Here is a 24717-nt window from a genome sequence, read left to right as displayed (position 1 = left end):
CGGACGTCTGATCCGCGGCGGAGATTTCCGTCTTTTGTCCTTCGCCCGCCTTACCGCTTGGCGTCGATCCGGAACTGCCGCTCGTGGGCTTCCCAGATGGCGATGAGCTGGGCGAGCTTCTCCGGATGTTCAGCGGCAAGATCCTTCCTTTCGGCGCGGTCTTCCGCCAGATGATAGAGTTCCCACCGATTGTCGTTTGAACGGCGCATGACGATCTTCCAGTCGCCCAGCCGGAGGGCCCGATTCCCAAAATGATGGAAGAAGAGCGGGCGAGCCTCCCAGTCCGGGTCGTGTGCGAACGATGGCACCAGGCTGAGGCCGGGGAATGGCGGTGCGGTCACCCCGTTCCATTCGCTTGAAGGCGCAACGCCGGCCAGCTCGAGCAGGGTCGGGGTGATGTCGACGATGTGCCCGGGCACGCGGCGCAGTTCGCCCCCGGAAGCAATACCGGCAGGCCAGTGGACGATCAGCGGGGTCGAGATGCCTCCCTCGTGATTCCAGTGCTTGTGCAGGGAGAAGGGGGTGTTGGCAGCGGTCGACCATCCCGGCCCCAGGGTGAGGTAGGATTCGGCCGAGCCGGACGGCACACCCGTGCGGTGGCTGTCGCCGCGGATCATCTGCTCGGCGGTGGCTCCGTTGTCCGAGAGAAAGAGAATGAGAGTGTCATCGAGTGCCTTCATCGCGGCCAGTTGATCGACGACCCGTGCAATTTCGCGATCCATCCGGTCGACCATGGCGGCGTGCACCGCCATTTTCACCTGCTGGAATGCCTTTTCATCCGCGGTCAGCTGCGCCCAGGCGACGGCGCGGCCGGTTTCGTTCGGGTCAACCCAGGATTTCAGGCGGATCTCGGACAGACTCCAGGGTGCGACGATATCGGGCCGGCGCTCGGCCAATTCACCGCTATAGATATCCAGTTCTTTGAGCCGCTGCAGGCGCTTTTCGCGAAGAATGTCCCAGCCCTCGCGGTAGAGCTCGCGGTAACGGTCGATGTCGGCTTCCGGCGCATGGAGCGGGAAATGGGGCGAGGTGAAGGCGAGGTAGAGAAAGAACGGGCTTTCTTCGTGCTCCGATTGGTGTTCCTGAAGGAATTCGATGGCGTGGTCGGCGATGGCGGTGGTGGCGTAGTAGCCGGAATCCGGAGTCGGCTGGGGAAGGGGGTGGTCGTCGAGCAGGTGGTCCTTCGGGCTGAAGTAGCGGTTGTGATCCCTGAGTTGGTAGGATCGGTCGAATCCATTGGCGGGATGGATGGCCGTGTATCGGATGTGCCACTTGCCGCTGGTATAGCTGCGGTAACCGGCCTCGCGGAGGTAGTGCGGGAGGAGGCGGGTCCATTCCGGCCAGTCGGGTCCGCCGCGGGGGTCCATGTCGACCTGCTGGGCGTAGTATCCGGTCAGAATGGAGGCCCGTGACGGCCAGCAGCGTCCGGTCGAGTAGAAATCGGTGTAGCGGAGGCCGTCGGCCGCCAGTCGATCGAGGGTCGGGGTCCGGATTTCTCCCCCGTAGCAGCCGAGGTCGGAATAACCGAGGTCGTCGGCCAGGATGATAAGGAGATTCGGAGGTGTGCCGGCGAGTCGGGATTGTGCGGCCTGAACAGTCGACGGGGTGGCAACTCTGGCGCTAATGAGGGCGAGGAGAATGAAAAGGGTTCTCGATTGCGGCAGGCGGGAAGGGTTCATGATGGGTCCTGGAATCTGGATGGAAACCGACGCATCCTGCAATGCGAACCGCGTTGGCGGTGGATTCCCGCGGGTGGAAGGTGGGCGAAAGTCGGGATGGAGGCTCTGTTTGTAACGTATTATGTTACAAACGGCGTTTCCGGATCCGGGGTTGGGGGTCGGGTGAGTCTGTTTTGTCGCGGGATTTGCCAATCTCAGGTTCCTGGTGCATGCATCCTGCATGAACTTGAAATCTCTGTTTCTGGCGGCCTCTTCACTGGTGATTGTATTCCCGGTTTCGGCGGGCGAGTGGATGAAGAAAGTGATGCGCTACGATCTCGATGGGACGACCTTTGAGAGCACGGTCGTTTACAGGGCCGGCGGCGATGACCTCCGGCCCGGCGTGCTCATGGTGCCGAACTGGATGGGGCCGACGGAGGAATCGTTGAAGAAGGCCCGGTCGGTCGCGGGTGACGATTTTGTCGTGATGATGGTGGACATGTATGGCGTGGGGGTTCGTCCGGCCAACGGAGAGGAAGCCGGCAAGGCGGCCGGGATGGTCCGCGCGGATCGCGGGTTGATGCGGGCAAGGGCGGCCAAGGCGCTTGAGGTTTTCCGGTCCGAAGCAGGCTCGATCGGACTCGATCCGGAGAGGATCGCGGCCATCGGCTTCTGTTTCGGAGGCGGGACCGTACTTGAACTGGGTCGCAGCGGAGCAGAGCTCGACGCGATCGTCACATTTCATGCGGATCTGGCTTCACCGACCCTGGAAGCCGATGCCGGGGCGACCCGGGCCAAAGTGATGGTGCTGCACGGTGCGGATGACCCTTATGTGCCCCAGTCCGATGTCCAGAGCTGGGTGGCCGCCATGCGGGCGACCCAGGTGGACTGGCAGTTGGTTCAATTCTCGGGCACCGTCCACAGCTTCACCGATCCCCTGGCGACAGCGACCGGTCAGGCGGAATACAACCCGGTCAGTTCCGCCCGGGCATTCGAAATGATGGACGAGCTCATTGAGGAAATCTGGGGTGACCCGGAAGACGAATAAGTAACTGATCAGTTACTCCGGGACTGCGCTCCGGCGTATTTCCGCCTGCCGCATGGGCATGGAGTCGATCAGTGAAAAGATCCGGCCGACTTCGACCGGGGTGTGGCTTGCGAGCTTCTCCGTGCCGTCCTTACCGATCAGCTTGAGGGAAAACGTGTCGACGTTGAATGATGTTTGCACGATGAGGTCCCGTTCCAGCAATCCCGCGAATTCGGTCATGAGAAAGGCGGACTGCCGTTGGAATTCCGGATCGGTGACCGACGGTGCCTCGATCAGGAGCAGCCGGTTCTTCCAGAGGTGGGAGCGGGTGTCGGTCCGGGCGGACGAGTCTGTGGTCATGGAGGCCATGATGAGAAAGAGGACACTGACAAGGCGGACACTGGTGATGCGGCGCGGGGTGACAGGCGGGAGGTGCGCATTCATCGGTGCGGTCCGTCGTTCGATGCCGCCACGCGTTCGATGGGCAGGTGGACCTCGAAGCGTTTGACGAACCAGGGGGTGAAGGGACCGTTCCAGTAGACAACGTAGGCGTCTCCAGTGATGCGGACGTCCTCTCTGGCCGCGACCCAGGCGGTAAGCTCTTCGCGGATCCGCTCGAAATTGTCACGCGAGTAACCTCCCCTGGCCCCTCGGGACGCCACCAGTCGTTCCGGGATGTCGATCACTTCGACTCCGTTTTCATCTCCGGTCACCTTGCTGATCTCACCCTGGGCGACCCAGAAATACATGGCCGCATCGTCCACGGTGGCCTCGACGGGAACGGTCATCGCTATGCCGTGAGTGGAAATGTAGCGGAAGAGAGGGCGGAAAAGCGAGTTGCCGTTCTCGAAGTAGTCACCGCCGGAGGCGCTCTTCAGAAGGGTGCCGGCGGGCAGTGTCTTGATTTCGGAAGTGCCGGCCTCGGTGGCCGGGAAGGCGGATTCATAAGCCATGGTTGAAGATACCACGATTGAGGTGGCCAGGAGGAGTCCGAAAATCGGGCGCATGCTGGTGATTCGCTCCCGAATGACGGACGGATGCACCTGCGGCCGATCATGGGCGGGTGGCCCGTCGCCTCGTCCGGGATGGATTTGGATTCCCTTGCGCCCAAGGCCCGGCAAGAATCCACGGTCATGTTTCGCAGGTTTGGATTGAAGTTATTTCTGGTCATCTCGGTTTTGTTTCTGGCTGGGGCAACGGGTGCCTCTTCGGATTTGATGACTCCGACGGGGTTGACGGTGTCGGATATTCTGGGAGCGGAGACGCCGCTTTCGCAGGACCTACCGACACCCGTCGAGGTGGTTGGGGTCGGGGTGGGCGAGCGGCACTGGTATCACCACGAGATCCGCGCCTATCTTGATGCGCTGGCGGAGGTGTCGCCGAGAGTGCGGGCCCTCGGCGCACAGGGCCGCACCCATGGGGGGCGGCCGCTGACGGTCTATGCCGTTTCTTCGGCAAGGAACATCGCCCGATTGGATGAAATCCTTGCGGAACGTTCCGGACTGGCCGATCCCGGCAGTCGAATGAGCTTGAATGAAGTTCCCGCGGTGGTGCACCTCGGGGCGAGCGTCCACGGTGACGAGCCGAGCGGTGCCAATGCCATGCCCCTCATTGCCTGGTACCTGGCGGGGGCGCAGGATCCCGCCGTGGTCTCCGGTCTGGACTCGGTTGTCGTCCTGCTCAATCCCGTCTTCAATCCGGACGGGCTGGATCGGTTCGCCATGCAAACGAACAGTCTGAGCGGGAGGGTTCCGAGCCCGGACCCGAATGATGATGAGCACCAGCAGGCCTTCGTGACCGGCCGGACCAATTACTACTGGTTTGATTTGAATCGGGATTGGCTGGCCCACCAGCATCCGGAAAGCCAGGCGGTGGTCGCTCTCTTCCAGAGATGGCTGCCGAACATCCAGCTCGATCTGCATGAAATGGGAACCGACACGACCTACTTTTTCCAGCCGGGTGTGCCCTCTCGGACCCACCCCCTGGTCCCGGATCTCAATCAGGAACTCACGCGAAAGATCGCCGGCTTCTTCCAAGGGGAGTTTGACCGGGACGGAACCCTCTATTTTTCCGAAGAGCGATTCGACGACTTCTATATGGGGAAGGCTTCGACCTACGCCGATCTCTTCGGTTGTGTCGGGCTTCTCTGCGAGCAGGCCAGTTCCCGTGGCGCGGTTCAGGACTCCGTCAATGGCCGGCTGACGTTCCCGCTGACCATTTCGAATCAGTTCCGGATGTCCCTGGCCGTGGTTCGGGCGGCGGTGGGATTGCGGTCCGAGTTGCTTAGCTACCAGCGACAGTCATTTGCCAACGGGCTCAAGGCGGGAAGGGAACGTGGTGGCTGGTACCTGGCGACGGCGGACGGCGATCCTTCGCGTCTGGCCGAGTTTGTGCGCATACTGCGGGGACATGGCATCCGGGTGGATGGCCTGGCTGAATCCGTGGAAGTGGACGGGCAGCTTTTCCCGGCCGGGCGGAGCATCGCGGTGCCGCTGGGCCAGGAGAGATACCCTTTCCTGGAGAGTCTTTGGGAGCGTCGGACCAACTTTGGGGAGGCGATCTTTTATGACATCTCCGCCTGGACGCTTCCCCTGGCCTTCAATCTGCGCCATACGGTCGAGCCGGTGGCGAAGGTCCGGACGGCCGAGCTGGAGACGGACGCCGGTTTCACCGGGACCCGCGCTCTTCCCGATGCCGGCCTCGCCGGCTATCTGATTGATTGGAGGGACAGTTGCTCGCCCGCCCTTCTTGCGGAGATTCTCGGAACCGGAGCGGTGGTCAGAGTGGCGACCCGGCCCTTTTCCACATCGGTCGCAGGCGGCGATCGTCAGGACTTTGGATACGGAACGCTCTTTGTATCCGGAGCGCTTGCAGAAGGCATCCCGGCCGAGGCCCGCGATATCCTGACGCATGCGGCCGCTCGTGGATTGCCGGTATACGGCGTGACGGGCAGTGGCACTTCGGAAGGGATCGACCTTGGAAGCCGGGAATTCAAGGTGCTGCGCCCGCCCAAGGTTCTGCTGCTGACCGGTCCCGGAATCAGTCAATATGAGGCCGGCGAAGTCTGGCACCTCTTTGACCAGCGGATCGGCATGACCCTAACCATGGTGGAGTGGACCCGATTGCCGAAGGTGGATCTCGACGGCTTCACGCATCTCATCCTGGTCGGGGGCGCCGACCAGCTCCGGTTTCTGGACTCCGGAGTGGCCGACCGGGTTCGGTCGTTTGTCGAGAACGGAGGCGTTCTCTGGGCCCAGGGCCGGGCGGTGGAGTGGGCGATCACCTCGGAAATCGCCGAAGGCACCTGGCGGAAACAGGGTGAAGGCGGAGCCGGGAATTCCGATGGTGCGCAGCGCCGACCCTTTGCGTCCGCCCGCGATGATCGCGCGCTGGAAGCGGTCAGTGGGGCCATATTCTCAGCCTCCCTCGATCCGTCTCATCCAATTGGATACGGGTTTACGGACGATGTCATCCCGATCTTTCGCATCGGAACCCGTTTCCTCGAACCATCGGCCAACCCCTATGCCACACCGCTGCAGTATTCGGACGAGCCATTGTTGGCAGGCTACATTTCGGAGGCCAACCTCAGGCTGCTTGCCGGCTCGGCGGTCATCATGGTTGAGGAACGGAAGGCAGGAAGAATCGTGCTCTCGCTTGATGCCCCGGCTTTCCGCGGTTTCTGGTGGGGAACCCAGCGATTGTTGGTCAACAGCGTCTTCTTTGGAGACTTGCTGGAAACGCCCTGAGTCCGACGCCGATTGCTGCTTTCGCTCGATCGGGGGTGCGAAAGAGACAGAGCCGACCGGGGAACCCGGCCGGCTCTGCTGCGACTCTGATACTTATTCAGCTATGGGACAATTTGTTGACGACGATCGGCATTTCGACGGTCATCTCGATGGGTTGACCATCTGCCCCTCGGGCGGGTTCAAACTCCCAGGATCGAACGGCGCGGATCATCCGGGCCACAAGAACGGGATCGTTGGTTCGGGGTTGGGCGGCCTGGATGTTGTGGGGCTTTCCGTTTTCGTCGACCGTGAAGCGTAGGGTGACTGCCTGGCCGACCTGTTCGGGGGCGACCCCCGGCTGGACAACTCTGGTCGGGACCGGTTTGGTCACATTGACGGCGTCGGAAGAATCCGCGGAGGGATTCTGATAGGCTTGAACGGGCGCGGCGATGAGGCCGACGAGGGTGAGACTGAGCGCGATGGCTTTGCTGCGATGGATCATGGTTTTATGGTCAGGGGTTGATGGTTTGGGTCTGAAGGAACGTGAAGTCCGGTTCAGAGACCGGACCCACGGTTGCGGCGCGAGGCGCGTGATTGGTTGAAGTCCTGAACGGCACTGGCGGAAAGTCCGGCCAGGATGACGAGAAAGAATGCGGTGATCATTGTGGTGGGTGGATCGTTGGTGTCTGGTCTGGTGAGTCCTTGTGATGGTCTTCAGCTCTGTGAGGTGAGTCCCTGGCTGATGTCTTCGTGGCGGAGGTCGCTGATCGCACTGTTGATGAGGGCGGCGAGGATGAGGGTGGTGGCGATGATGGTCATGGTCGTGATTTGTATTTTGTTTGGTTTGGTTTCTGAGATTTCTCTCTCTTGTTCTGCCTTTCCTAATGCCATTTCCGTGCCAGGTGCTTTTCGAATTTCGCAAAGAACTGTTATTCAGGGTTTTAAAAACACAAAAAATCTTTTGACCCCATAATGCAGATTGAATGATGCCGTGGTTGTTCGGGATTTGGAACACACCGCGTCCCGAATTCGGGACACATTTGGTGGGGAAGGGTGACCCCTCCGGACAAGACGGGATTGGGGGCTACCCGATTCCCTCCGGGCATCGGATGCGTTTCAGACCGCTCGGAGCGATCACCTATGCGGCGCCTTCAGGCTTCGGTTGGAAGAGCTGTCCGGTCGCTTCGGGTCGAAGTCGTCTTCATCCACGAGTCGTACCAGACGGGCGGGTGGAACTTCCGGGCAAAGACGTGGCGGACCGGGCCCAGGCGGTAGACATCGCGCGACAGGTGTTCCTGTTCGGCCCAGAACCGGTCGGCGAGTCGACGCTTGGATCTCGTCCATTTGCCCGGGTCGGGATTTCCGATTTTCCGGTCGATTGTTTCCAGGGCGAGTTTGCTGCGAAGTTGCTCGAGCCGCCAACCGGGCCTGGCCGTGGATCGGAGGGTCTCGAAAATGCTGCTGGCCTTCTTGAGGTCCACGTTGCGCCGATCTCCCCAGAGCATGAGCCAGTCGGCCCAGGCATCCGCTTCCGCACCCAGATACCGGCGGGCGTAGAGCTTCAGGATCGAACGGGCAGTCTTTGCCCGACCACTGCTGATCCCGGCCAGAATGGCCTTGTTGATGTCATCGAAGACGCCTTCGCTGTAGGCTTGGAAGCCGGAGGCGCCCTGATCACGGATCCGCCGGATGGTGGCGGGAATCCGGTTGGGCGAAATGACGGCGCCCCATTTCGTGTAGATGTCGCTGCAGGCCGCGGTATCGCCATAGCCGATGTGGGTGAAGGCGACCTTTCGGCAGCCGCGCGGAACGGCAACTTTCTTGAAGCCGGCTTCCCCGTAAAGGATGTGGAGCGACATTCCTTTGAGCCAGCCGGGTGCTTTCCGCCGGCACCAGTCGTTGAAAAGCCGATGTTCATCCTCCGTCCACCACCAGGAGCAGACCCACGGCTCGATCCCGGGATGCCAGGTCAGGGCGATCCGGTGGGCCTCGTGCATCAATTCGGCGAAGGTCAGGATCCAGGGATCGCATTTTCGGCAGGCACAGCCGCCGAAGTCGTAGGCGAAGCCGGTGAAGCTGGAGAGACGGATGCCGGACTGCGCGAGTTCGCGGAACCATTTCTCGATGTTGCGATGAATGATGGCCCGGCCCCTGGGATGGCTGGGACAGACGAGCTGACCGAATACGCCTTCCTTCAGCTTGGCCGCGTAGGACGGGTGCTGTTGATCGAGGTAGACGTGGTTTGGGGTGACGATCAGGTTGGTCGCCATTCCCAGGTTCTGGGCTGCCCGGAACGCGGCGACTTTTCGATCGGCACTGGCCACGGCGAGAGTCTGGAACTGATTGTCGGTCGGATCGCAGACATCGGTCGTCGTCATCCAGTCCGAGAACCGGTTGAAGCCCCACCACTTCATCTCCCGGAGGTATTCCTCCCGCTCCAGTGGCCACATGGCTTCGTAGGAATTCCCGAAATGGGCGGGGCAATAGCATTCACGGATCGGGAACAGGGGATCGCTCATGACAAGGGCATTCTCGGGAAGGTTCTCATGGGACTCAACGCGGGAGCCGGATGACGCGTTCGATGGCGGCTTTCGGGGCTTCATTCCCTTGCCCTCGCGGGGATTCCGCGTCATTGCTGGGTCATGAATGTGTGCGTGGTCGGCGGAACTGGAAACATCAGCACTGCCATCGTCCGGCTTCTTCTCGAGGTGGGGCACGATGTAACGGTCTTCAACCGGGGACGGGCAAAATCCCTGCCCGACGGAGTCCGTCTCATTGAGGGTGACCGCAAGCACCGCCCGGCATTCGAGGCGGCCATGCAGAAAGAGAAGTTCGAAGCGGCCATCGACATGGTTTGTTTCGACGCCGAGGATGCCCGGAGCAGCGTGCGGGCGTTCCAGGGGGTGGAGCATTTTGTGCAGTGCTCGACCGTCTGCACCTATGGCGTGGACTACGACTGGCTGCCGGTCACGGAGGACCATCCGATGCGGCCCATCACCGATTATGGCCGCAACAAGGTGGCCGCGGACCGCGTCTTCCTCGCTGCCCATCATGGCGAGGATTTCCCTGTCACCATCATCAAGCCCTCGACCACCATGGGTCCGAGCTGGTTTCTCCTGAGGCAGGTCGCCTGGGAGGGATCCTGGGTGGATCGCGTCCGCAAGGGTAAACCAATCGTGATCTGCGGAGACGGACGGGCCATGCATCAATGGCTGCATGTCGATGATGCCGCGCCGGCCTTTGTCCATGTTCTCGGCCGGGACCACTGTGTCGGGCAGACCTATCATATGATGAAGCGGGAGTTCGGGACCTGGGAGGAGTATCACCGAACCGCCATGAAGGTGATCGGCCGGGAGGTTGAGATGGTCGGCGTGCCTCTCGCGGGACTGAAGGCCGCCGGGGTTCCCGGCGTCGGGATCTGCGACGAGATCTTTTCCCACAATACCATCTACAGTCCGGAGCGCCTGATGCGGGATGTGCCGGAGTTCCGGCCGGGGATTTCGCTTGAAGACCTCATGGCCGATATCCTTCTGGCCATGGAGAGGGAGCAGCGGGTGCCCGATTCGGACGCGGCGGATTGGGAGGACAGGCTGATCGCCACACAGCGCGGCGCAATGGGGCTCGGATCATGACGAGAGCGTCATCCGTCGTGGGCCTGACGGGTATCGTTGGTCTGTCGATGCTTCTGGCGGGCGGGTGTCCCGCCGAATCCGACGGTTCCGGCGGGGTGCCGATCTTCAACGGACGGGATCTGGCCGGCTGGGTGGTCGAGCCGGAAGCGATGGCTTCCTGCTGGACGGTTGCCGACGGCTTGCTTCATCTGCGGAGTGATCCGGCCCAGACCGGCTCCATCCTCTGGACCGAATCGGAGTATGCGGATTTTGTTTTCGAATGTGAATTCCGTTTTGGTGAGGGAAGAGTGGATACCGGGATCTTCCTTCGGGATCCTCGCGAGCAGATCCAGATCGGTGAGTCCGGATCACTGAAGCGCGACATGACGGGCTCACCGTATATCGTGGGCAAGGGTTACCCGGTGGAGGCGGAGGGAGTGGCCGAATTGCTCAAAACCGACGGCTGGAATCATCTTGAAATCCGGGCGAAGGGCTCGGTCTACGATGTTTGGCTCAACGGCGTGCACGTCATGGCCTACGATTCACCGACGGCGGGAAAAACCGGCCGCATCGGGATCCAGCTCCACCCGAAACGGGAGATGTCGGCGGACTTCCGGGGTATTCGCCTTGACAGGTTGGAGCGGGTTTTTCGTGGATCGAAGGTGATGAAGTTATCCATCAGTGGGAGTGGTCGTCATTTCGTGGATCAAGAAGGGAGACCTTTCTTCTGGCTGGGAGACACGGCCTGGAACGGCGCGCTCAAGGCGACGGAGGAGGAGTGGGTCCGCTACCTGGATGCCCGGGCCGGACAGGGCTTCACGGTCATCCAGTTTGTCCTGAATCGCTGGCGAGGGGCCGATCAACCGCTTCATGGCCGGATCTTTGACCTGGTGGACGGGCAGGTGGTGGCGAACGAGGAGGCCCTGGGATGGATGGATACCTATATCCAGGCCATCGTTGACCGGGGGATGGTGCCGGCTCCGGTCATGTTCTGGACCAACAATCCCAAGCCTTACCATCAACCTGAGGATTGGATGCAGAAGGATCTGATGAATCCCCATTTCGACGAGGCGGCCATGATCCAGATCGGAAGACGGATGGTGGAACGTTGGCACAAGTTCCGGCCGTTGTGGATACTGGGCGGAGACGGTGATTATCGGGGACGGCAGTTCGCCGATCTGTGGAGGCGGGTGGGCCGCGGGATTTTTGCGGATCACCCCGAGGCCCTGGTGACCACCCATCCCTGCGGGTTCACCTGGGTCGGAGATCTCTATTGTGACGAACCGTGGTACTCCTTCGTGGGGATTCAGAGCGGCCATGGGTCCTCGGAAGGCGACCTCCGTGCCCTGACCCAGGGGCCGTATGCCTACCGGTGGGCGGAGATCCACAAGCCTTTCATCAACCTGGAGCCCAATTACGAGGGTGCGCTTTCCTACCAGACCAAGCAGCCGCACACGCCCTTCAAGGTGCGACGGGCGGCCTACTGGTCCCTGCTGGGGGCACCCATGGCGGGTCTCACCTACGGTACCAACAGCATCTGGGCCTGGCTCCGTGGTGACGATGAATCGGCGGAGGGCCACGGTGATGGGTGGAAGGGCGGCCCCTGGACCAACTGGCTGGACAGTGAGGGCATCCGGCAGATGAGCCTGATGAAGGAGATACTCATGAGCCTTCCCTGGACAGAACTCCTGCCGGCGGATCACCTCATCGCCGACCAACCGGGACTTGAAGAACCTGAAGCGTTCCTCAAGGCGGCCGCCGTGCCCGATGGGTCGATTGTGATCGTCTATGCGCCGACAGGGGGGGCCGTCAGCCTGCAGTTGCCTCACCCGGAGCGGGTCGGCCGGGCGGAATGGATTGATCCCCGTAACGGTGAGAGGCAGTCGGCGACGCCCGAGGGGGGCGACAGGCTGACCTATCAGGCACCGGATACCCGGGATTGGCTGCTCTTGCTGCAGCGCGGTTGATTCGAACGGCAGCGAGGTCCGTTGAACTTGCCTTTCGGGGCATCGAACCATGAGGTGGATGACTGATGAAGACGATCATGGTGATGTTCGACTCGCTGAACCGTCACATGCTGCCGCCCTACGGGTGCGACTGGGTTCATGCCCCCAACTTCAGGCGACTGGCCGAGCGCACGGTTACGTTTGACCGCAGTTATGTCTGTTCCATGCCGTGCATGCCCGCCCGGCGGGATCTGCATACGGGACGTCCCAATTTCCTCCATCGCAGCTGGGGGCCGATCGAACCGTTTGATGACTCGGTGCCGGAGATTCTCAAGGCGAACGGCGTGCACACCCACCTGGTGACCGATCACTATCATTATTTTGAAGAGGGGGCCGGCAACTACCACACCCGCTATTCAACCTGGGAGTTCTTTCGTGGCCAGGAGGGCGATCCCTGGGTCGGCCAGGTAGCACCCCCGGAGGTGCCGGAGTCGATTGGCCAGAATGCCCGCACCGACTTCTGGCATCAGCAGGACTGGAAGAACCGGAAAGTCATGCCGAACGAAGAGGACCAGCCTCAATCGAAGACCTTCAAGGCGGGGATCGACTTCATTCGTCGCAATCGCGACGAGGACAACTGGTTTCTCCAGATCGAAACCTTTGATCCGCACGAACCGTTCTTTTCCAACCGAAAGTTCAAGGACCTCTATGCGGCTCACTATGACCGTTACCAGGGCCCCCACTTCGATTGGCCTCCGTATGCTCCGGTTACGGAAGGGGCCGAGTTGGTGGAGCATATCCGACATGAGAACGCGGCCCTCATCAGCATGTGTGACGCCAAAATGGGGGATGTCCTCGACGTGATGGATGAACAGTCCCTCTGGGAGGACACCCAGCTCATCGTCTGGACCGATCACGGGTTTCTCCTCGGTGAGCATGATTGCTGGGCCAAGTGCTGGATGCCCTTCTATGAGGAGGTCGCCCATACCCCCTTCTTCATCTGGGATCCCCGTTCCGGCAAGCGCGGCGAACGGCGCCGGTCGCTTGTGCAGCCGTCGATCGATCTCGGGCCGACCCTGCTCGACTTCTTCGGACTCGAGCCGACGATCGACATGGTGGGCAAGTCGCTCAAGGATACGGTGGCCGAAGACGCCCCCGTCCGGGAAACGGCCATTTTCGGCATGTTTGGATCCCATGTGAACATCACCGACGGGCGTTATGTCTATATGCGGGGCACGGACCGCAGCGACCGGCATCCGCTCTATGAATACACCCTGATGCCGACCCATATGCGTCACACCTTTCCGGTCGAGGAACTTCAGGGGCGGATCGGATTGGCCGAGCCCTTCAGCTTCACCAAGGGCTGCCGGACCTTGAAGATCGACGGAGGCACCGATCTTCCCGGCAAGGAGAGGGTTGAGCGGGATTTCTCGACCCGGCTCTACGATCTGGAGTTCGATCCGGGCCAGCGGCAACCGGTCGAGAATCCGGCGGCTGAAGAACGCCTGGAAAAAGCGCTGGTGGACTGGATGAGGTCATGCGATGCGCCGTCCGAGCAGTATGTCCGGCTGGGTCTGAAGTCATTCTGACCAATCCGTTACTTCAGAGGTCAGGCGGGGGCTTGCGCGCCCCTGCACCGTTCGCTTTCATGGCTCAAGTCGAATCCCCGATGGAATCATGAGATTATTGTTGGTTGAGGATCAGGCAGACCTTGCCAGGCAAGTGGAGCGAGCCCTGAAGCAGGCGAACCATGAGGTGGAAATCGCCCGCGATGGTCCGGGTGCGGTGGCCGCCGCCCTGGAGGGTCTTCACGACCTGGTCCTGCTGGATGTGAATCTGCCGGGCTTTGACGGATTCGAGGTGTTGAAGCGGATCCGCCAGTCTTCCATTCCCTCACGGGTCCTCATGCTGACCGCCCGGGGGGAGGTTGGAGACCGGGTGGCGGGGCTCAAAGCGGGGGCGGACGATTACCTGACCAAGCCGTTCGCGATTGAGGAGCTGCTGGCGCGGATTGAAGCCCTTGGGCGACGGACCGGGGCGAGCGAGATGTCACAGATCCTGAAGTCCGGAGATTTGATCATGGATATTGGACGCCGGCGGGTCACCCGGGCCGGTCAGCGGATCGATCTGTCGCCACGGGAGTTTGAAATCCTGCAGATCTTCATGAAGGAGCCGGGGCGCACCTTCTCGCGGGATGAGATCAGCGAGAGGATCTGGGAGCGTGAGCACGAATACGATACGCGGACAGTCGAGATTTTCATCATGCGCCTGCGCAAGAAACTCGATCGGGATGGAGATCCTTCGGTGATTTCGACCATCCGCGGAGTGGGTTATACCCTGAATGAATCCCTGTGAAGCCCGGTGCCGTGACGGAGCGCCGGTGGAGCCCTTTCTGACCGCATGAGGCATTGGTCGCTTAAGATCAAGTTTGGGGTCTACGCCGCGGGATTGGTCCTGGTCGCTCTGGCGGTTGCCGCGGCGGTCACGCTGCCGGCGGTTTACTTCAATCAGCTTCGTCAGCTTGACCGGCAGCTCGCCGGGGAAGCCGAGGAGTTGTTTCGCGATCTCGAGAATTTCCGCGGTGCGCCGATCAATCCCCGGCGGCCCCTGAGTGCCCGATTTATTCCAGTGGCCATGCATGACCGGTTGATCGTGCTGAAAGGGCCGGAGGGCCAGTTGCTCTATGCATCGCCCGGCCTGGATGATGAAGACCTGGAACAAGTGCCTTCCGGCTTTGCCACCATTCTGGTCGGGGCCGAACCATTCCGGATCGGCGTATTTCGGAATGAACCCTTTCACCTCGAGGTCGGTGCGTCGGTCGCTCCACTCCAGGCGCTCCAGGCGGAGCTGGTTCGCGCCATGGCGGTGGCGGCGCCCTTGACCGCCCTGGTCGTCTTCGGGTTGGGTTTCTGGTTGGCGAAGTATGCCATTCGACCGGTCTCCGCCCTGACCGCCGCCGCGGAGCGGATCAGCGTGAATCGGCTGAGCGAGACCCTGCCCATGCCGCCCACCCGCGATGAGATCGCCCGATTGACTGAGGTTTTGAATGATGCGTTCGGCCGGTTGAAGGAATCGTACGAAGTGGCGACGCGATTCTCGGCGGATGCCTCGCATCAATTGAAAACACCACTGGCGGTTCTGCGACTGGGACTGGGAGCCCTGCGGGCCAACCCTGATCTGCCCGATGACCTGCGGTCCGAGGTGGATCTGTTGCTTCGACAGACCCGGAGGCTGACCCTGCTGATCAACGAACTGCTCCTGCTGGCGCAGGCCGATGCCGGGCGCCTGGTTCTCGAACGGAAACAGGTGGTGCTCAATCCGATGATTGAGGCGGCCATGGATGATGTCGAAACCCTGACCCGGGATCGCGGCATTGAAGTGGAAACGCGCCTGCCTGAAGACCTGAGCGTCACCGTGGATCAGGGTCGGTTTCGCATGGCACTGCAGATCATCACGGAGAATGCCGCGAAATACACTCCGGATGGCGGCCGAATCCGTCTGAAGGCATCCATAAAGGATGGCTTTCTGCGTCTGAATCTGGCGAACACCGGCAAGGGGATCCCGGATCAGGATCACGAACGGATCTTTGAACGCTTTCACCGCGGCACGAGTGTCGGGGAGGAAACGGAGGGTCACGGACTCGGGCTGAATATCGCGCGCACCCTCTTCAGAGCCCATCAGGGGGATCTCAAGCTCGTACGATCGGATGGAGAATGGACCGAGTTTCAGCTGACCATCCCGGTCTGAGGGCACTCAGCCCTGGGAAGCAGGCAGGACGTCAGGGTCTCGGGACAATGCGGTCCGCCAGATCCTGCTGAAGTCGAGTCCGGAGTTCCGCAGTCAATGCCGGTTCGATCGCCCGATACCATTCCTGCGCCGAGACATCGTCGACCTTGCGCCAGAGCCGGAAAAACCGGGATACGGCATCCGATCGTTCGTCGATCGAACCGATTCCCATGGCAAGGTCGAGAGAGGTCAGGATATCATCCTGGCTGACGACATCGGCGAGGCTCCGGCGTCCCAGATCCGCGATCGTCGACGCATCTGTCGTCTGGACCCACTCGCGCATCTCGCGCGGATCGGTTGCGGCCCAGGAGTTGAAAGCCCCGACCAATCCGACCCTGGCTTCGTCCATGGGCAGGGTACTCAGCCAGCCAATCGCTTTGTCGGGATCCATGGCACCCCAAGTGGTCCCCAGGTGGGAGATCACCTGAGAGCGGGTGGTCGGATCGTCGATGGTGTTGGACCAGGCGACCGCCGCCTCAATGTCCCGGGTCGCCCAGATACTTGCCAGAGTGCTGGCGGCCTGATCGCGGACTTTCCCCGGTGCCAGTTCATCGATCCAGGCGGCGGTCGCAGCCGGATCCGAAGTACCCCAGATATCCGCGATCACCGTGGCGAGGTCCACCCCTTCGGTCGCGGAAATGTCCGGGGAAAAATAATCAGCAGCGGTCGGCGGGTCCTGACGGGCCCATTCGGCGGCGACGGCGAGAGTTGATGCCCGGCTGGCCGACTCGGACGGCAGGGAATCGGCCCATTGCGCCGCGGATTCGGCATCCTGTTCGGCCCAGGTGGTTGCCACCGTAGTCAGGAGAAGGCGGGATTGGAGACCGGAATCCGTCAACCAGGCGGCGGCGAGGGAGGGGTTCCGACGTGTCCAACCGATCATCAGATCGGCCTGCGACTGCTCACGAATCGGCCCCGACAGGTGTTCTTCGGTCCAGACCCACGCGTCCCTTGGATTGTCTGCGCCCCATTTGTGGACAGCGAGACTGATCAGTTCGGTCTGGATCAGCCCCGGATCAAAATCATGGTGCACATGGTTTGCCGCGGCCTCGGGATCGGTTTCGGACCATTCGCCCACCACGCCACGGTAGTAATCGAGACGATCCTGGGTTCGGGAGATGCTGAGGCCGTCCCGCAGGGAACCGGCGATATCGTTCGCGGCGGCCTCGGCTCCGGCCCTGCGAAGCATTTCGGAGCGGGTTGAGGGATCGCGGATCCGCATCGCCATGGCCAGAGTGACGGGGCTCCCGGCGGGGGAGGGCCCCGTAGTCGAATCGCCCGACCTGACACCTCTCTCTCCTGAGAAACCGGATTTGAACTCCTGACCTGCCGGTCGTGCCTCCGGATCCACAGACCCCGATTCTGCGGAGCGCGACTCTCCGTGTGTCTTGAACAGACCGCTCCTCTCGGCTGTCCAGGTTCCTACAGCGCCGAGGATGAAACCTGTGAGCACGAGGATGGCGTTTGCCACTGGCGTCCCGTTACGAGGTATCTTCACTGTCAGGAATGGGTCAGCTTGAAGGGAAAGGCCACTCAATGCGGAGCGAGATGGCAGTGCTCAGCCCTATGATCGGCTTCAGAGTTCCCGAAATGAAATTGCGGCAATATGGATTCGAGTCAATTCTGGGCGATTTGAATGTGGGCATACAGACCGCATCAACGCGAATTTGGTAACAGATCGGTTACCATGATTGGGTCGCTGACCGGATCTGTGCCAGGGAATGATACTCACGTGTGTGTCTTGCCGACAGGAACTTGCTTGGGAAACAACCGACTGACCGGTCTGGCCGGAATGCTTGTTTCCGTTCTTGTGGCGTCATTTGCGCAAGGGCAGGAGACTTCGGTCTATGAACTGCTGGCCGAGTATGAAAGGCCGGGCGGGCAACCGCTCGGTCCGCTTGTTCACCACGGCAACGGCCTGTTCTACGGGACAACGGTCTCGGGTGGAACCTGGGACAGGGGCACGGTTTTTCAGATTTCGGCAGACGGCAGCCGAACCACGCTCCACTCTTTCTCCCTGGCTGATGGAGCGGCACCGGTGGCCGGCCTGGTCGAGGCCGCCGATGGTTCACTCTTTGGAACGACCTCCGAGGGTGGCGCTGGTGGCTATGGCACGGTATTCCGGATTTCGCCGGCAGGAGCATTTTCCATGCTGGTCGACTTTACCGGAGTCGGCGGCTCGGCGCCGGGATCGGTCCCCGGAGGGCTGGTTCTCCATCCGAACGGATTCCTTTATGGAACAACGGCGGCCGGGGGGGCGGGGGGATCCGGCACTGTCTTCAGGCTGTCTCCCTCCGGAACCCTGACCACCTTGGTCGCGTTTACCGGCAATGCTGGAGCCAGACCGGGAACGGATCCCCAGGGGCCGCTGACTGTCCGCAACGGCGACCTCTTCGGCGCAACCCGGACAGGTGGTGCCGGAGGCTCGGGAACTCTCTTCAGGATCTCGACGGGTGGCGCCTACACCCTTCTTCGGGAATTTGCAGGAAGCGACGGAAGCCGGCCGGCGGGCGGGCTGCTGCTGCAACCCGACGGGTTGCTTTCGGGCACCACCGAGTACGGCGGCAACAACGGAGTCGGGGTTGCTTTTCGAGTGGATCCGGCCAGCCCGGGCAGCTTCAGCGTGCTCCATCAATTCTCGGATGTGACGGGTTCCCAGCCCGTGGGCACCCTGGCATCCGGGGGAGCGGGAACTCTCTACGGAGCCGTTTCCGTGGGCGGAGCGGACGGCCTGGGCGGGATATTCAAGCTGGCCCAGAACGGGACCTACCAGCTCCTCTTTTCATTCTCCGGCCTGGATGGCCCGTTCCCAGGGGCATCCCCGCAATGCGGTCTGGTCGAAGCCGGCACTGCCGACTTCCTTGGTGCCGCCAGTGCGGGCGGTCCCGGGCAACGGGGCATGATATTCCGGATCGATGCCAATGACGCGTATCAGGCAGTCGGGGACCTTTCCCCCGCGGAGGGATGGGCGCCCTCCGGCGGACCGGTTCGGGCCGGCGATGGCAGTGTCGTTTTCCCGATGGCGCAGGGCGGAGCGAATGGAGTGGGGTTGATCGCCTCGATCGCTTCGGATGGATCGGTGCATGCCCTCCAGAGCCTTTCGGCCGGGAGCGGCGGTTGGCCCAATGGTTCGCTTGCAGCTCTTGCCGCGGGTTGGCTCGGGGTCACCCAGCGTGGAGGCGCCGTCGATCGTGGTACGGTTGTCCTGATCGGTCCATCGGATCCGCCGCAGGCTCTGGCCAGCTTCAACTCGTCTTCCGGCGAGGAACTTCGGGGACCATTGACCGCCGACCAGTCGGGCTTTTTCTATGGTGTCGCCGAGTCGCTTGGATTTGGGGGACACGGGGCGGTGTTTCGGGTCGCGTTGGACGGTGTCGTGGAGCGTCTTTTTACCTTCACCGGCACCTCCGGCGCCCGACCGGGAAGCCGGCCCAAAGCTCCGCTCGCCGCGGGCCCTGACGGAAGCCTCTACGGTGTGACGGAAGCCGGCGGAATTGCGGACCAGGGAGTTCTGTTCAAGATCGCGACGGACGGCAGTTATTCGGTGGTGGCGGAATTCGACACCACGGGACCCCGCCGGCCCCGAGGAGGACTGACGGTGGCAGGGAACGGGCTGATCTATGGAACGACGAGCCTCGGAGGTCCGGCGGACGCGGGAACAGTCTTTGAGCTGGCTTCGGAGAATGGAACCTGGACGGTTCGGGCGGCCTTCACCGGTCTCTCTGGCGAAGTGCCGGGAACCAACCCGATCGGACCGTTGGCGCTTGGGGCATCCGGCCGGCTTTATGGCATGACGGTGGAAGGTCCAGGGGGAGCGGGCACCGCATTCGCCCTTTCACCCGGTGGCGCGCTGCGATCGCTTGTCAGTTTCTCAGGGATTTCGGGTCCGTATCCGGGGGTGACGCGGTCGGTTCCGGAAGCCCAGATCGAGTGGGTCGGCGGCCTTTGCGAAGGTCCGGATGGTTTGATTTATGGAGTGACGCCGGCAGGGGGAGCGTTGGGGGGCGGAGTTGTCTTCCGGATCGGAACTGCTCTGACCTTTGCTTCATGGAAACTCTCAATGCTGGGCGACAGTGCGGCGCCGGATCTGGGAGATCCGGATCACGACGGACTGTCCAATCTGCTGGAGTACGCTCTTCAGAGATCGCCGACCGTGCCTGATTCGAATTTGCTCGTTCCTGAAACGCGCAGGGAGAGTGACGGAACATGGATGAGCTTGTCGCTGACGCGGGATCCGGCTCGCAGCGATATCACCGTGGCGGTCGAATCGGCGCCCTCTCCGGCGGGACCCTGGAACACGGTGGCAACGAGTATTGCGGGGGGGGCTTTTTCCGGACCAGGGCGGGTTGACGAGACCCCCGCGTCTTCAGGCGTCTGGATGACGATCATTCGGGATATTATTCCCAGTGCCCCGGGCGCTCCCAGATTCATGCGGGTGCGAGCGTCTTATTGACCGAGATCCATTCCGATTATAAAAAACCTTACAATCCGTTACGGTAGAATATTTGTGATCCGGTCCGGGATGACGTTTTCTACTCTCATAGCCTGATTTGAATCACTCCAACCCACCCTGCAATGAAATCGCCTGTTAGGTATCTCCCGCTCTGCGCTTCGCTGGTTCTGATACTGACAGTCCCGGCTCGCTCCGAGGACCGGCGGGCACCGGATCTCGACGGTGACGGCATTCCGAATATCGTTGATCCGGATATCGACAACGATGGGATCCCGAACTCGATCGATCCCAACGTGGATGGAGGCATCGCCCTGACCGGACCGTTTGCGGGCCGCTACATCGGGGATCACCTGGACAACGATAATCCGGCCGAGATGGATATCGACGGTGATGAACTTCGGGACGATTCCCTGGGCGAGCTTGATATCGATGGTGATTCCCTGAAGGACGACGATGTAGCCGAAGAGGATATCGACGGCGACGGCCGCCGGGACGATAGTCCGACCGAACTCGATATCGATGGCGATGGCCGCAAGGACGACGATCTCTCCGAAGACGATATCGACGGGGACGGATTCGACGACAACGATGACGCGAATGAAGACGACATTGACGGCGACGGCATCAGCGATGACGATGACGACGATATCGACGGCGATGACCGGCTGAATTCGTCCGATGACGAGGACGACACCGACGGCGACGGCCTCAAGGACGATGATCCAGACGAACACAATGACGACGGCGACAGCTTGGATGACCGCGACGACGACGACGACGACAACGACGGTCTGCACGACGAAGACGACCTGGATCACCATCCGGAGGACGACGAACACGAAGTGGAAATGGCCCTGACCGCTCAGGCGGCGGCACCGTCCGGAAGCCGGGTCAGGGTGAAGGTCCAGCAGATGGCGTTTGGTGAGACCAAGTTTGAAGTCGATGGGCGCGGCCTTCCCGCAGGCGACTACCAGATCGTGGTCGACGGAATTTCCCGCGGGGTGTTGACAATGTCCGGGAGCGGAAGCGAAACCGAGGCTGAGGCTGAATACGAGACCGGTCCGGACAACGCAGAGGAACGCCTTCTGGACTTCGAGATCATCGGACTTTCGGTTGAGATCGTGCGGGATGGCGTGATCTACTTTTCCGGGACCGTCCCGACGCCACCATCCGTCGGGTCTGACGATGATGAGGAATCGGATGATGTCCCGGCGATCCCGGGCTCCGGTTCGACGACGGGTGACCCGGCTCCCGATACGATCATGGGCCTCAGTCTGACCCTCGATGACGGGGGAACCCTGGCGCGTCTGGATTTCCTGACTGAGACCAACGGGCAGGAGGTGGATCTGGTCAAGACCGACACCAGCGGGTTCACCTTCGTCTACGAAAAGGTCTCTTCGACCACCGCGACAATTGTGGTGACTTTTGATGCATCAAAGCGTGATGAATACAGCCTGAACTTTGCTGCCAAGTCGTTTGTCCGCAGCGAGTACAAGGACGGTGTCCTCAACGATGTTGATGTCGGTCTCTTTCAGTGATCGGCAGTGACGGGAGCCGCGGCTCTCCGCGCTTTCCGCTTTCCTTCCGCCTGGGAATCGCGGAAGGTCCATTGGATCATGAAGCTGCCCATCGCGCTCTGTCTGTTCCTGATTGCAGGCGCAACTGCCTTTGCTCACGCACCGGTTTCGCGGCTGCATCATTGGGAAGTCGCCAGTCCGGACCCGGATCGGATCTTCCTGAGTTTCCTGGGGGATCCGGCCACTTCGCGGGCAGTGACCTGGCGGACCGATGCCAGCATCACGGAGGCTCAGGCCCAGATCGCACGGGCGCTGGCCGAGCCCGGGTTTGATCGGTATGCGGTCACCGTCGAAGCGACGACGGAGCCGGTAATTCTGACCCGATGGAACCTGAACCATCAAGGGGTGGTTCATCAGCATTCGGCCGTATTCGAGGGACTCGAGCCTGACACGCTCTATGCCTATCGGGTCGGTGAGGTCGGAGGGTATTGGTCGGAGTGGATCCAGTTCAGGACCGCATCGGTGGGTTCGGATCCGTTCCAATTCGTGTATTTCGGCGATGCCCAGACAGATATCCTGAGTCACTGGAGCCGAGTGATCCGGATGTCGCAACAGGTGGCACCGAATGCGGTCATTGCCCTGCATGCCGGCGACCTGATCAACAGTGCCCACGCGGATGAAGAATGGGCAGAGTGGTTCACGGCCGGGGGATTTCTTCATGGCCAGCGAACCGGTATTCCGGTCGTTGGCAACCATGAGTTTGGGCGTCTCGGCACTGGCGATGGAAGTGAACCGAAGATCCTCTCACTCCAATGGCGCCCGCAGTTCACGTTGCCGGTTGAATCCGAACTGCCCGAATCGCTTCACGAAACGGTCTACACCGTGGACTACCAAGGGGTCCGATTCATCGTCTTGAACTCGAACCGGGAAGTGGAGGCGCAGATACCCTATATTGAGAAGAAACTGCAGGAGGCGGGTCCGCTCTGGCGCATCGTCTCGTTTCATCATCCGCTCTTCAGCCCGGGAGGCGATCGCAACTATACGAGCCTGCGGGCCGCGTGGAAACCGCTCTTTGATCGTTTCGGGGTTGATCTTGTCCTCCAGGGGCACGACCACACCTATGCAAGGGGCCAGGTTCCGGTGTTGGGCGCCGCAGGGTATGAGAAGGATTCGTTCAGCACGCTTTACGTGACCTCTGTCAGCGGTTCGAAGATGTATGAGATCGACGAAGGGAAATTCGAGGTCTTTGCCGGGGACGGCTACGTGCATACCCGACAGGCCGAGAACACGCAGTTTTTCCAGGTGATCTCCATCGACGGACCGAAGTTGATCTACGAGGCCTACACCGCGACCGGAGAGCTCTACGACCGCGCCCTCATCTCCAAGAACCTCGCTACTGGCGAGAAGCGGATCGAGCAGCAGATCCCGGACGTGCCGACCCGAACCCGCGAGAACACAGAGTCGAGATAGGGCAACGGGCCGTTTCCCGCTGCCTCCTTGGCCAGGTCAAACTGAAGAATCTTCCTTCCGTCTAGTGCGGCACAAGTTCGATCGAGGTCAGCAGGATCCCTTCGGGATTTCTGGGTGAAATCTCGTCGGCGGTCAGCCTGGCCGCATACGTACCCGGCTTCTCGAAGGTGACGGTTCCGAATCGGGTGATGGCCTCGGGGAAATACTGGGCGCGCGGGGTATCCCGCCACGCCTGAGCCTTGATGCGTCGCGTGGTTTTCGTTCCATTGATGGCCAAGGTCATCTTGTGTCCGCCGATCCACTTGGGCTGCCGTCGGCCCCGGATGATTCCAACCTCGATCCGGTAGGTGCCCGGGTGCGTCACCGTAAAGCTCCAGCTGATGGAGTTGGACCGGGTGAACCAATTGGCGGTGGCCCCGATCGGATTGAGCTGGATCTGGCGGCCGCTCCGCGAGGGATGCAGCGTCCCCATGAAAGCATTCAGTTCGATCTTCCCGGAGGGTTGTTGCAGAATCCCCGGGTCAATCTCGGGCGTTCCCCGCAATTCCAGGACCAGAACCGAAACATAAGGATCCGGCTTGCGGGCGGGGAGCTTGACGTCGAGACGGTGGATGCCGGTTCCCGAGTCGATGGTTTCTTCGAAGGAGAGCGTCGTATCCGGATCCGCGAGAAGCCAGGCCTTGCGCACCGCGGTCTTCAGGCCGACGAGGGAGAATCGCCGATTGCGCGGCCATTTCATCAACATGACGTAGAGACGGCGCCCTTTGCGGGTGAAACGGCAGTTCTCGATTTCGTAGGGGAAGGGGCCGGCTTCCGTCTTGTAGATGGCTTCGCCATTGCGTTTCATCCATGCGCCGATCGACTCGAGTCGTTCGACGCTTGGGGCCGGGATGATGCCCTCTGCGGTCGGGCCGACATTGAGCAGGTAATTGACACCCTTGCTGGCCAGGTCGATCAGCAGGTAGAGCAATTCCTCGACGGATTTCCATTCCCGGTCGTCCTTCTTGAAGCCCCAGGTGTCATTGAGCGTGGCCGGAGTTTCCCAGGCGCCCTCGATGCGGCCAACCGGAATCTGATTGTCGCCGAAACTCCCGTAGTCGCCGACATCGTGACCGACCCGTCCACTGACCAGGCAATCGGGCTGAAGACGGTGAACGAAGCGTTTCAGGTCGAGACTCTGGGCCTTGGTGATCCACCACGGAGTGTCGAACCAGATGAGCCCGATCGGGCCGTAATGGGTCAGCAACTCCTTCAGCTGGGGCTTGACCTTCGTTTTCAGATAGCGGGCAAAATCCTCCGGGGTCCGGTCCGGATAATCCCAGGTGTTTCCGCTTCCTCCCGGGTGATGCCAGTCCTGGTCCTGGGAATAGTAGAAGCACATCCTGATTCCGGCTTTCCGGCACTCCGCCGCCAGTTCCTTGAGCGGATCGCGGCCAAAGGGGGTGGCATCCACGATATTGTAGGACGAAGCCCTGGAACCATACATGGCGAATCCATCGTGATGCTTGGATGTGATCACGAGAT

General features: G+C 61.4%; 17 protein-coding genes. 10 read left to right on the top strand and 7 right to left on the bottom strand.

Features of this window, described 5'->3' with window-relative positions:
* Positions 1–50: 50 nt before the first annotated feature.
* Complete coding sequence (locus R3F07_06870) at positions 51–1679, bottom strand: arylsulfatase (GenBank protein MEZ5276082.1); 1629 nt, start codon at positions 1677–1679, stop codon at positions 51–53.
* Positions 1680–1899: 220 nt separating this feature from the next.
* Here R3F07_06870 and R3F07_06865 point away from each other — a divergent pair, with 220 nt between their 5' ends.
* Positions 1900–2706, top strand: a complete 807-nt coding sequence (locus tag R3F07_06865) for a dienelactone hydrolase family protein (GenBank protein ID MEZ5276081.1) — start codon at positions 1900–1902, stop codon at positions 2704–2706.
* 12 nt (positions 2707–2718) lie between these two features.
* On the opposite strand, the gene R3F07_06860 is transcribed toward R3F07_06865, so the two are convergent.
* Both R3F07_06860 and R3F07_06855 read right to left on the bottom strand, forming a co-directional pair.
* Positions 2719–3129: a DUF4174 domain-containing protein gene (locus tag R3F07_06860; GenBank protein ID MEZ5276080.1), complete on the bottom strand. Its 411-nt coding sequence runs from the start codon at positions 3127–3129 to the stop codon at positions 2719–2721.
* On the bottom strand, positions 3126–3692 hold the full coding sequence (locus R3F07_06855; protein ID MEZ5276079.1) for a heme-binding protein: 567 nt from the start codon (positions 3690–3692) through the stop codon (positions 3126–3128). The genes R3F07_06860 and R3F07_06855 overlap by 4 nt, the downstream gene beginning before the upstream one ends.
* 210 nt (positions 3693–3902) lie before the next feature.
* Here R3F07_06855 and R3F07_06850 point away from each other — a divergent pair, with 210 nt between their 5' ends.
* The gene (locus R3F07_06850; GenBank protein ID MEZ5276078.1) at positions 3903–6431 is read left to right on the top strand and encodes a M14 family zinc carboxypeptidase; all 2529 of its coding nucleotides are present in this window, start codon (positions 3903–3905) and stop codon (positions 6429–6431) included.
* A gap of 97 nt (positions 6432–6528) precedes the next feature.
* Here R3F07_06850 and R3F07_06845 read toward each other — a convergent pair whose 3' ends face one another.
* Together R3F07_06845 and R3F07_06840 are read right to left on the bottom strand one after the other, a co-directional pair.
* Positions 6529–6912: a TonB family protein gene (locus tag R3F07_06845; GenBank protein ID MEZ5276077.1), complete on the bottom strand. Its 384-nt coding sequence runs from the start codon at positions 6910–6912 to the stop codon at positions 6529–6531.
* 649 nt (positions 6913–7561) lie between these two features.
* Positions 7562–8929, bottom strand: a complete 1368-nt coding sequence (locus R3F07_06840; GenBank protein MEZ5276076.1) for a hypothetical protein — start codon at positions 8927–8929, stop codon at positions 7562–7564.
* A gap of 123 nt (positions 8930–9052) precedes the next feature.
* Between R3F07_06840 and R3F07_06835 the strand changes: the two genes are divergently transcribed.
* The 5 genes from R3F07_06835 (at position 9053) to R3F07_06815 (ending at position 15714) form a co-directional block, all read left to right on the top strand.
* Positions 9053–10042 (top strand): NAD-dependent epimerase/dehydratase family protein, encoded by a 990-nt coding sequence (locus R3F07_06835; protein ID MEZ5276075.1) that lies wholly within the window; start codon positions 9053–9055, stop codon positions 10040–10042.
* Positions 10039–11988, top strand: coding sequence for a DUF4038 domain-containing protein (locus tag R3F07_06830; GenBank protein MEZ5276074.1), 1950 nt, complete (start codon positions 10039–10041; stop codon positions 11986–11988). Before R3F07_06835 ends, R3F07_06830 begins: the two co-directional genes overlap by 4 nt.
* 65 nt (positions 11989–12053) lie before the next feature.
* Positions 12054–13556: a sulfatase gene (locus R3F07_06825; GenBank protein MEZ5276073.1), complete on the top strand. Its 1503-nt coding sequence runs from the start codon at positions 12054–12056 to the stop codon at positions 13554–13556.
* 88 nt (positions 13557–13644) lie between these two features.
* Positions 13645–14322, top strand: coding sequence for a response regulator transcription factor (locus R3F07_06820; GenBank protein ID MEZ5276072.1), 678 nt, complete (start codon positions 13645–13647; stop codon positions 14320–14322).
* A gap of 45 nt (positions 14323–14367) precedes the next feature.
* Positions 14368–15714 carry an ATP-binding protein gene (locus R3F07_06815; GenBank protein MEZ5276071.1) on the top strand — a complete coding sequence of 449 codons (1347 nt, stop codon included), beginning with the start codon at positions 14368–14370 and terminating at the stop codon, positions 15712–15714.
* Between the two features lie 31 nt (positions 15715–15745).
* On the opposite strand, the gene R3F07_06810 is transcribed toward R3F07_06815, so the two are convergent.
* A complete protein-coding gene (locus R3F07_06810; GenBank protein MEZ5276070.1) occupies positions 15746–16942 on the bottom strand; it encodes a hypothetical protein in 1197 nt (398 codons plus the stop codon).
* Between the two features lie 570 nt (positions 16943–17512).
* Between R3F07_06810 and R3F07_06805 the strand changes: the two genes are divergently transcribed.
* The 3 genes from R3F07_06805 (at position 17513) to R3F07_06795 (ending at position 23193) form a co-directional block, all read left to right on the top strand.
* Entirely contained in the window at positions 17513–20206 is a 2694-nt protein-coding gene (locus R3F07_06805; protein ID MEZ5276069.1) for a hypothetical protein, read from the top strand.
* Positions 20207–20328: 122 nt separating this feature from the next.
* Positions 20329–21744, top strand: a complete 1416-nt coding sequence (locus R3F07_06800; GenBank protein ID MEZ5276068.1) for a hypothetical protein — start codon at positions 20329–20331, stop codon at positions 21742–21744.
* 78 nt (positions 21745–21822) lie between these two features.
* Entirely contained in the window at positions 21823–23193 is a 1371-nt protein-coding gene (locus R3F07_06795) for a metallophosphoesterase family protein (GenBank protein MEZ5276067.1), read from the top strand.
* Positions 23194–23254: 61 nt separating this feature from the next.
* Here R3F07_06795 and R3F07_06790 read toward each other — a convergent pair.
* Positions 23255–24717: alpha-L-fucosidase (locus R3F07_06790; GenBank protein ID MEZ5276066.1), on the bottom strand; the 1463-nt coding region annotated here is incomplete at its 5' end.

The organism is Opitutaceae bacterium, from assembly GCA_041395105.1.
Taxonomy (GTDB): Bacteria; Verrucomicrobiota; Verrucomicrobiia; order Opitutales; family Opitutaceae; genus B12-G4.
This window is presented reverse-complemented; position numbering and strand designations above follow the sequence as displayed.

Excerpts from the sequence above, each read along its gene's own strand:
- R3F07_06830 (MEZ5276074.1), top strand. The coding sequence starts at position 10,039 with ATGACGAGAGCGTCATCCGTCGTGGGCCTGACGGGTATCGTTGGTCTG.
- R3F07_06865 (MEZ5276081.1), top strand. The coding sequence starts at position 1,900 with ATGAACTTGAAATCTCTGTTTCTGGCGGCCTCTTCACTGGTGATTGTA.
- R3F07_06850 (MEZ5276078.1), top strand. The coding sequence starts at position 3,903 with ATGACTCCGACGGGGTTGACGGTGTCGGATATTCTGGGAGCGGAGACG.
- R3F07_06810 (MEZ5276070.1), bottom strand. The coding sequence starts at position 16,942 with ATGCTTCGCAGGGCCGGAGCCGAGGCCGCCGCGAACGATATCGCCGGT.
- R3F07_06795 (MEZ5276067.1), top strand. The coding sequence starts at position 21,823 with ATGAAGCTGCCCATCGCGCTCTGTCTGTTCCTGATTGCAGGCGCAACT.
- R3F07_06860 (MEZ5276080.1), bottom strand. The coding sequence starts at position 3,129 with ATGAATGCGCACCTCCCGCCTGTCACCCCGCGCCGCATCACCAGTGTC.
- R3F07_06800 (MEZ5276068.1), top strand. The coding sequence starts at position 20,329 with ATGAAATCGCCTGTTAGGTATCTCCCGCTCTGCGCTTCGCTGGTTCTG.
- R3F07_06825 (MEZ5276073.1), top strand. The coding sequence starts at position 12,054 with ATGAAGACGATCATGGTGATGTTCGACTCGCTGAACCGTCACATGCTG.
- R3F07_06835 (MEZ5276075.1), top strand. The coding sequence starts at position 9,053 with ATGAATGTGTGCGTGGTCGGCGGAACTGGAAACATCAGCACTGCCATC.
- R3F07_06840 (MEZ5276076.1), bottom strand. The coding sequence starts at position 8,929 with ATGAGCGATCCCCTGTTCCCGATCCGTGAATGCTATTGCCCCGCCCAT.
- R3F07_06870 (MEZ5276082.1), bottom strand. The coding sequence starts at position 1,679 with ATGAACCCTTCCCGCCTGCCGCAATCGAGAACCCTTTTCATTCTCCTC.
- R3F07_06845 (MEZ5276077.1), bottom strand. The coding sequence starts at position 6,912 with ATGATCCATCGCAGCAAAGCCATCGCGCTCAGTCTCACCCTCGTCGGC.
- R3F07_06815 (MEZ5276071.1), top strand. The coding sequence starts at position 14,368 with ATGAGGCATTGGTCGCTTAAGATCAAGTTTGGGGTCTACGCCGCGGGA.
- R3F07_06855 (MEZ5276079.1), bottom strand. The coding sequence starts at position 3,692 with ATGCGCCCGATTTTCGGACTCCTCCTGGCCACCTCAATCGTGGTATCT.
- R3F07_06820 (MEZ5276072.1), top strand. The coding sequence starts at position 13,645 with ATGAGATTATTGTTGGTTGAGGATCAGGCAGACCTTGCCAGGCAAGTG.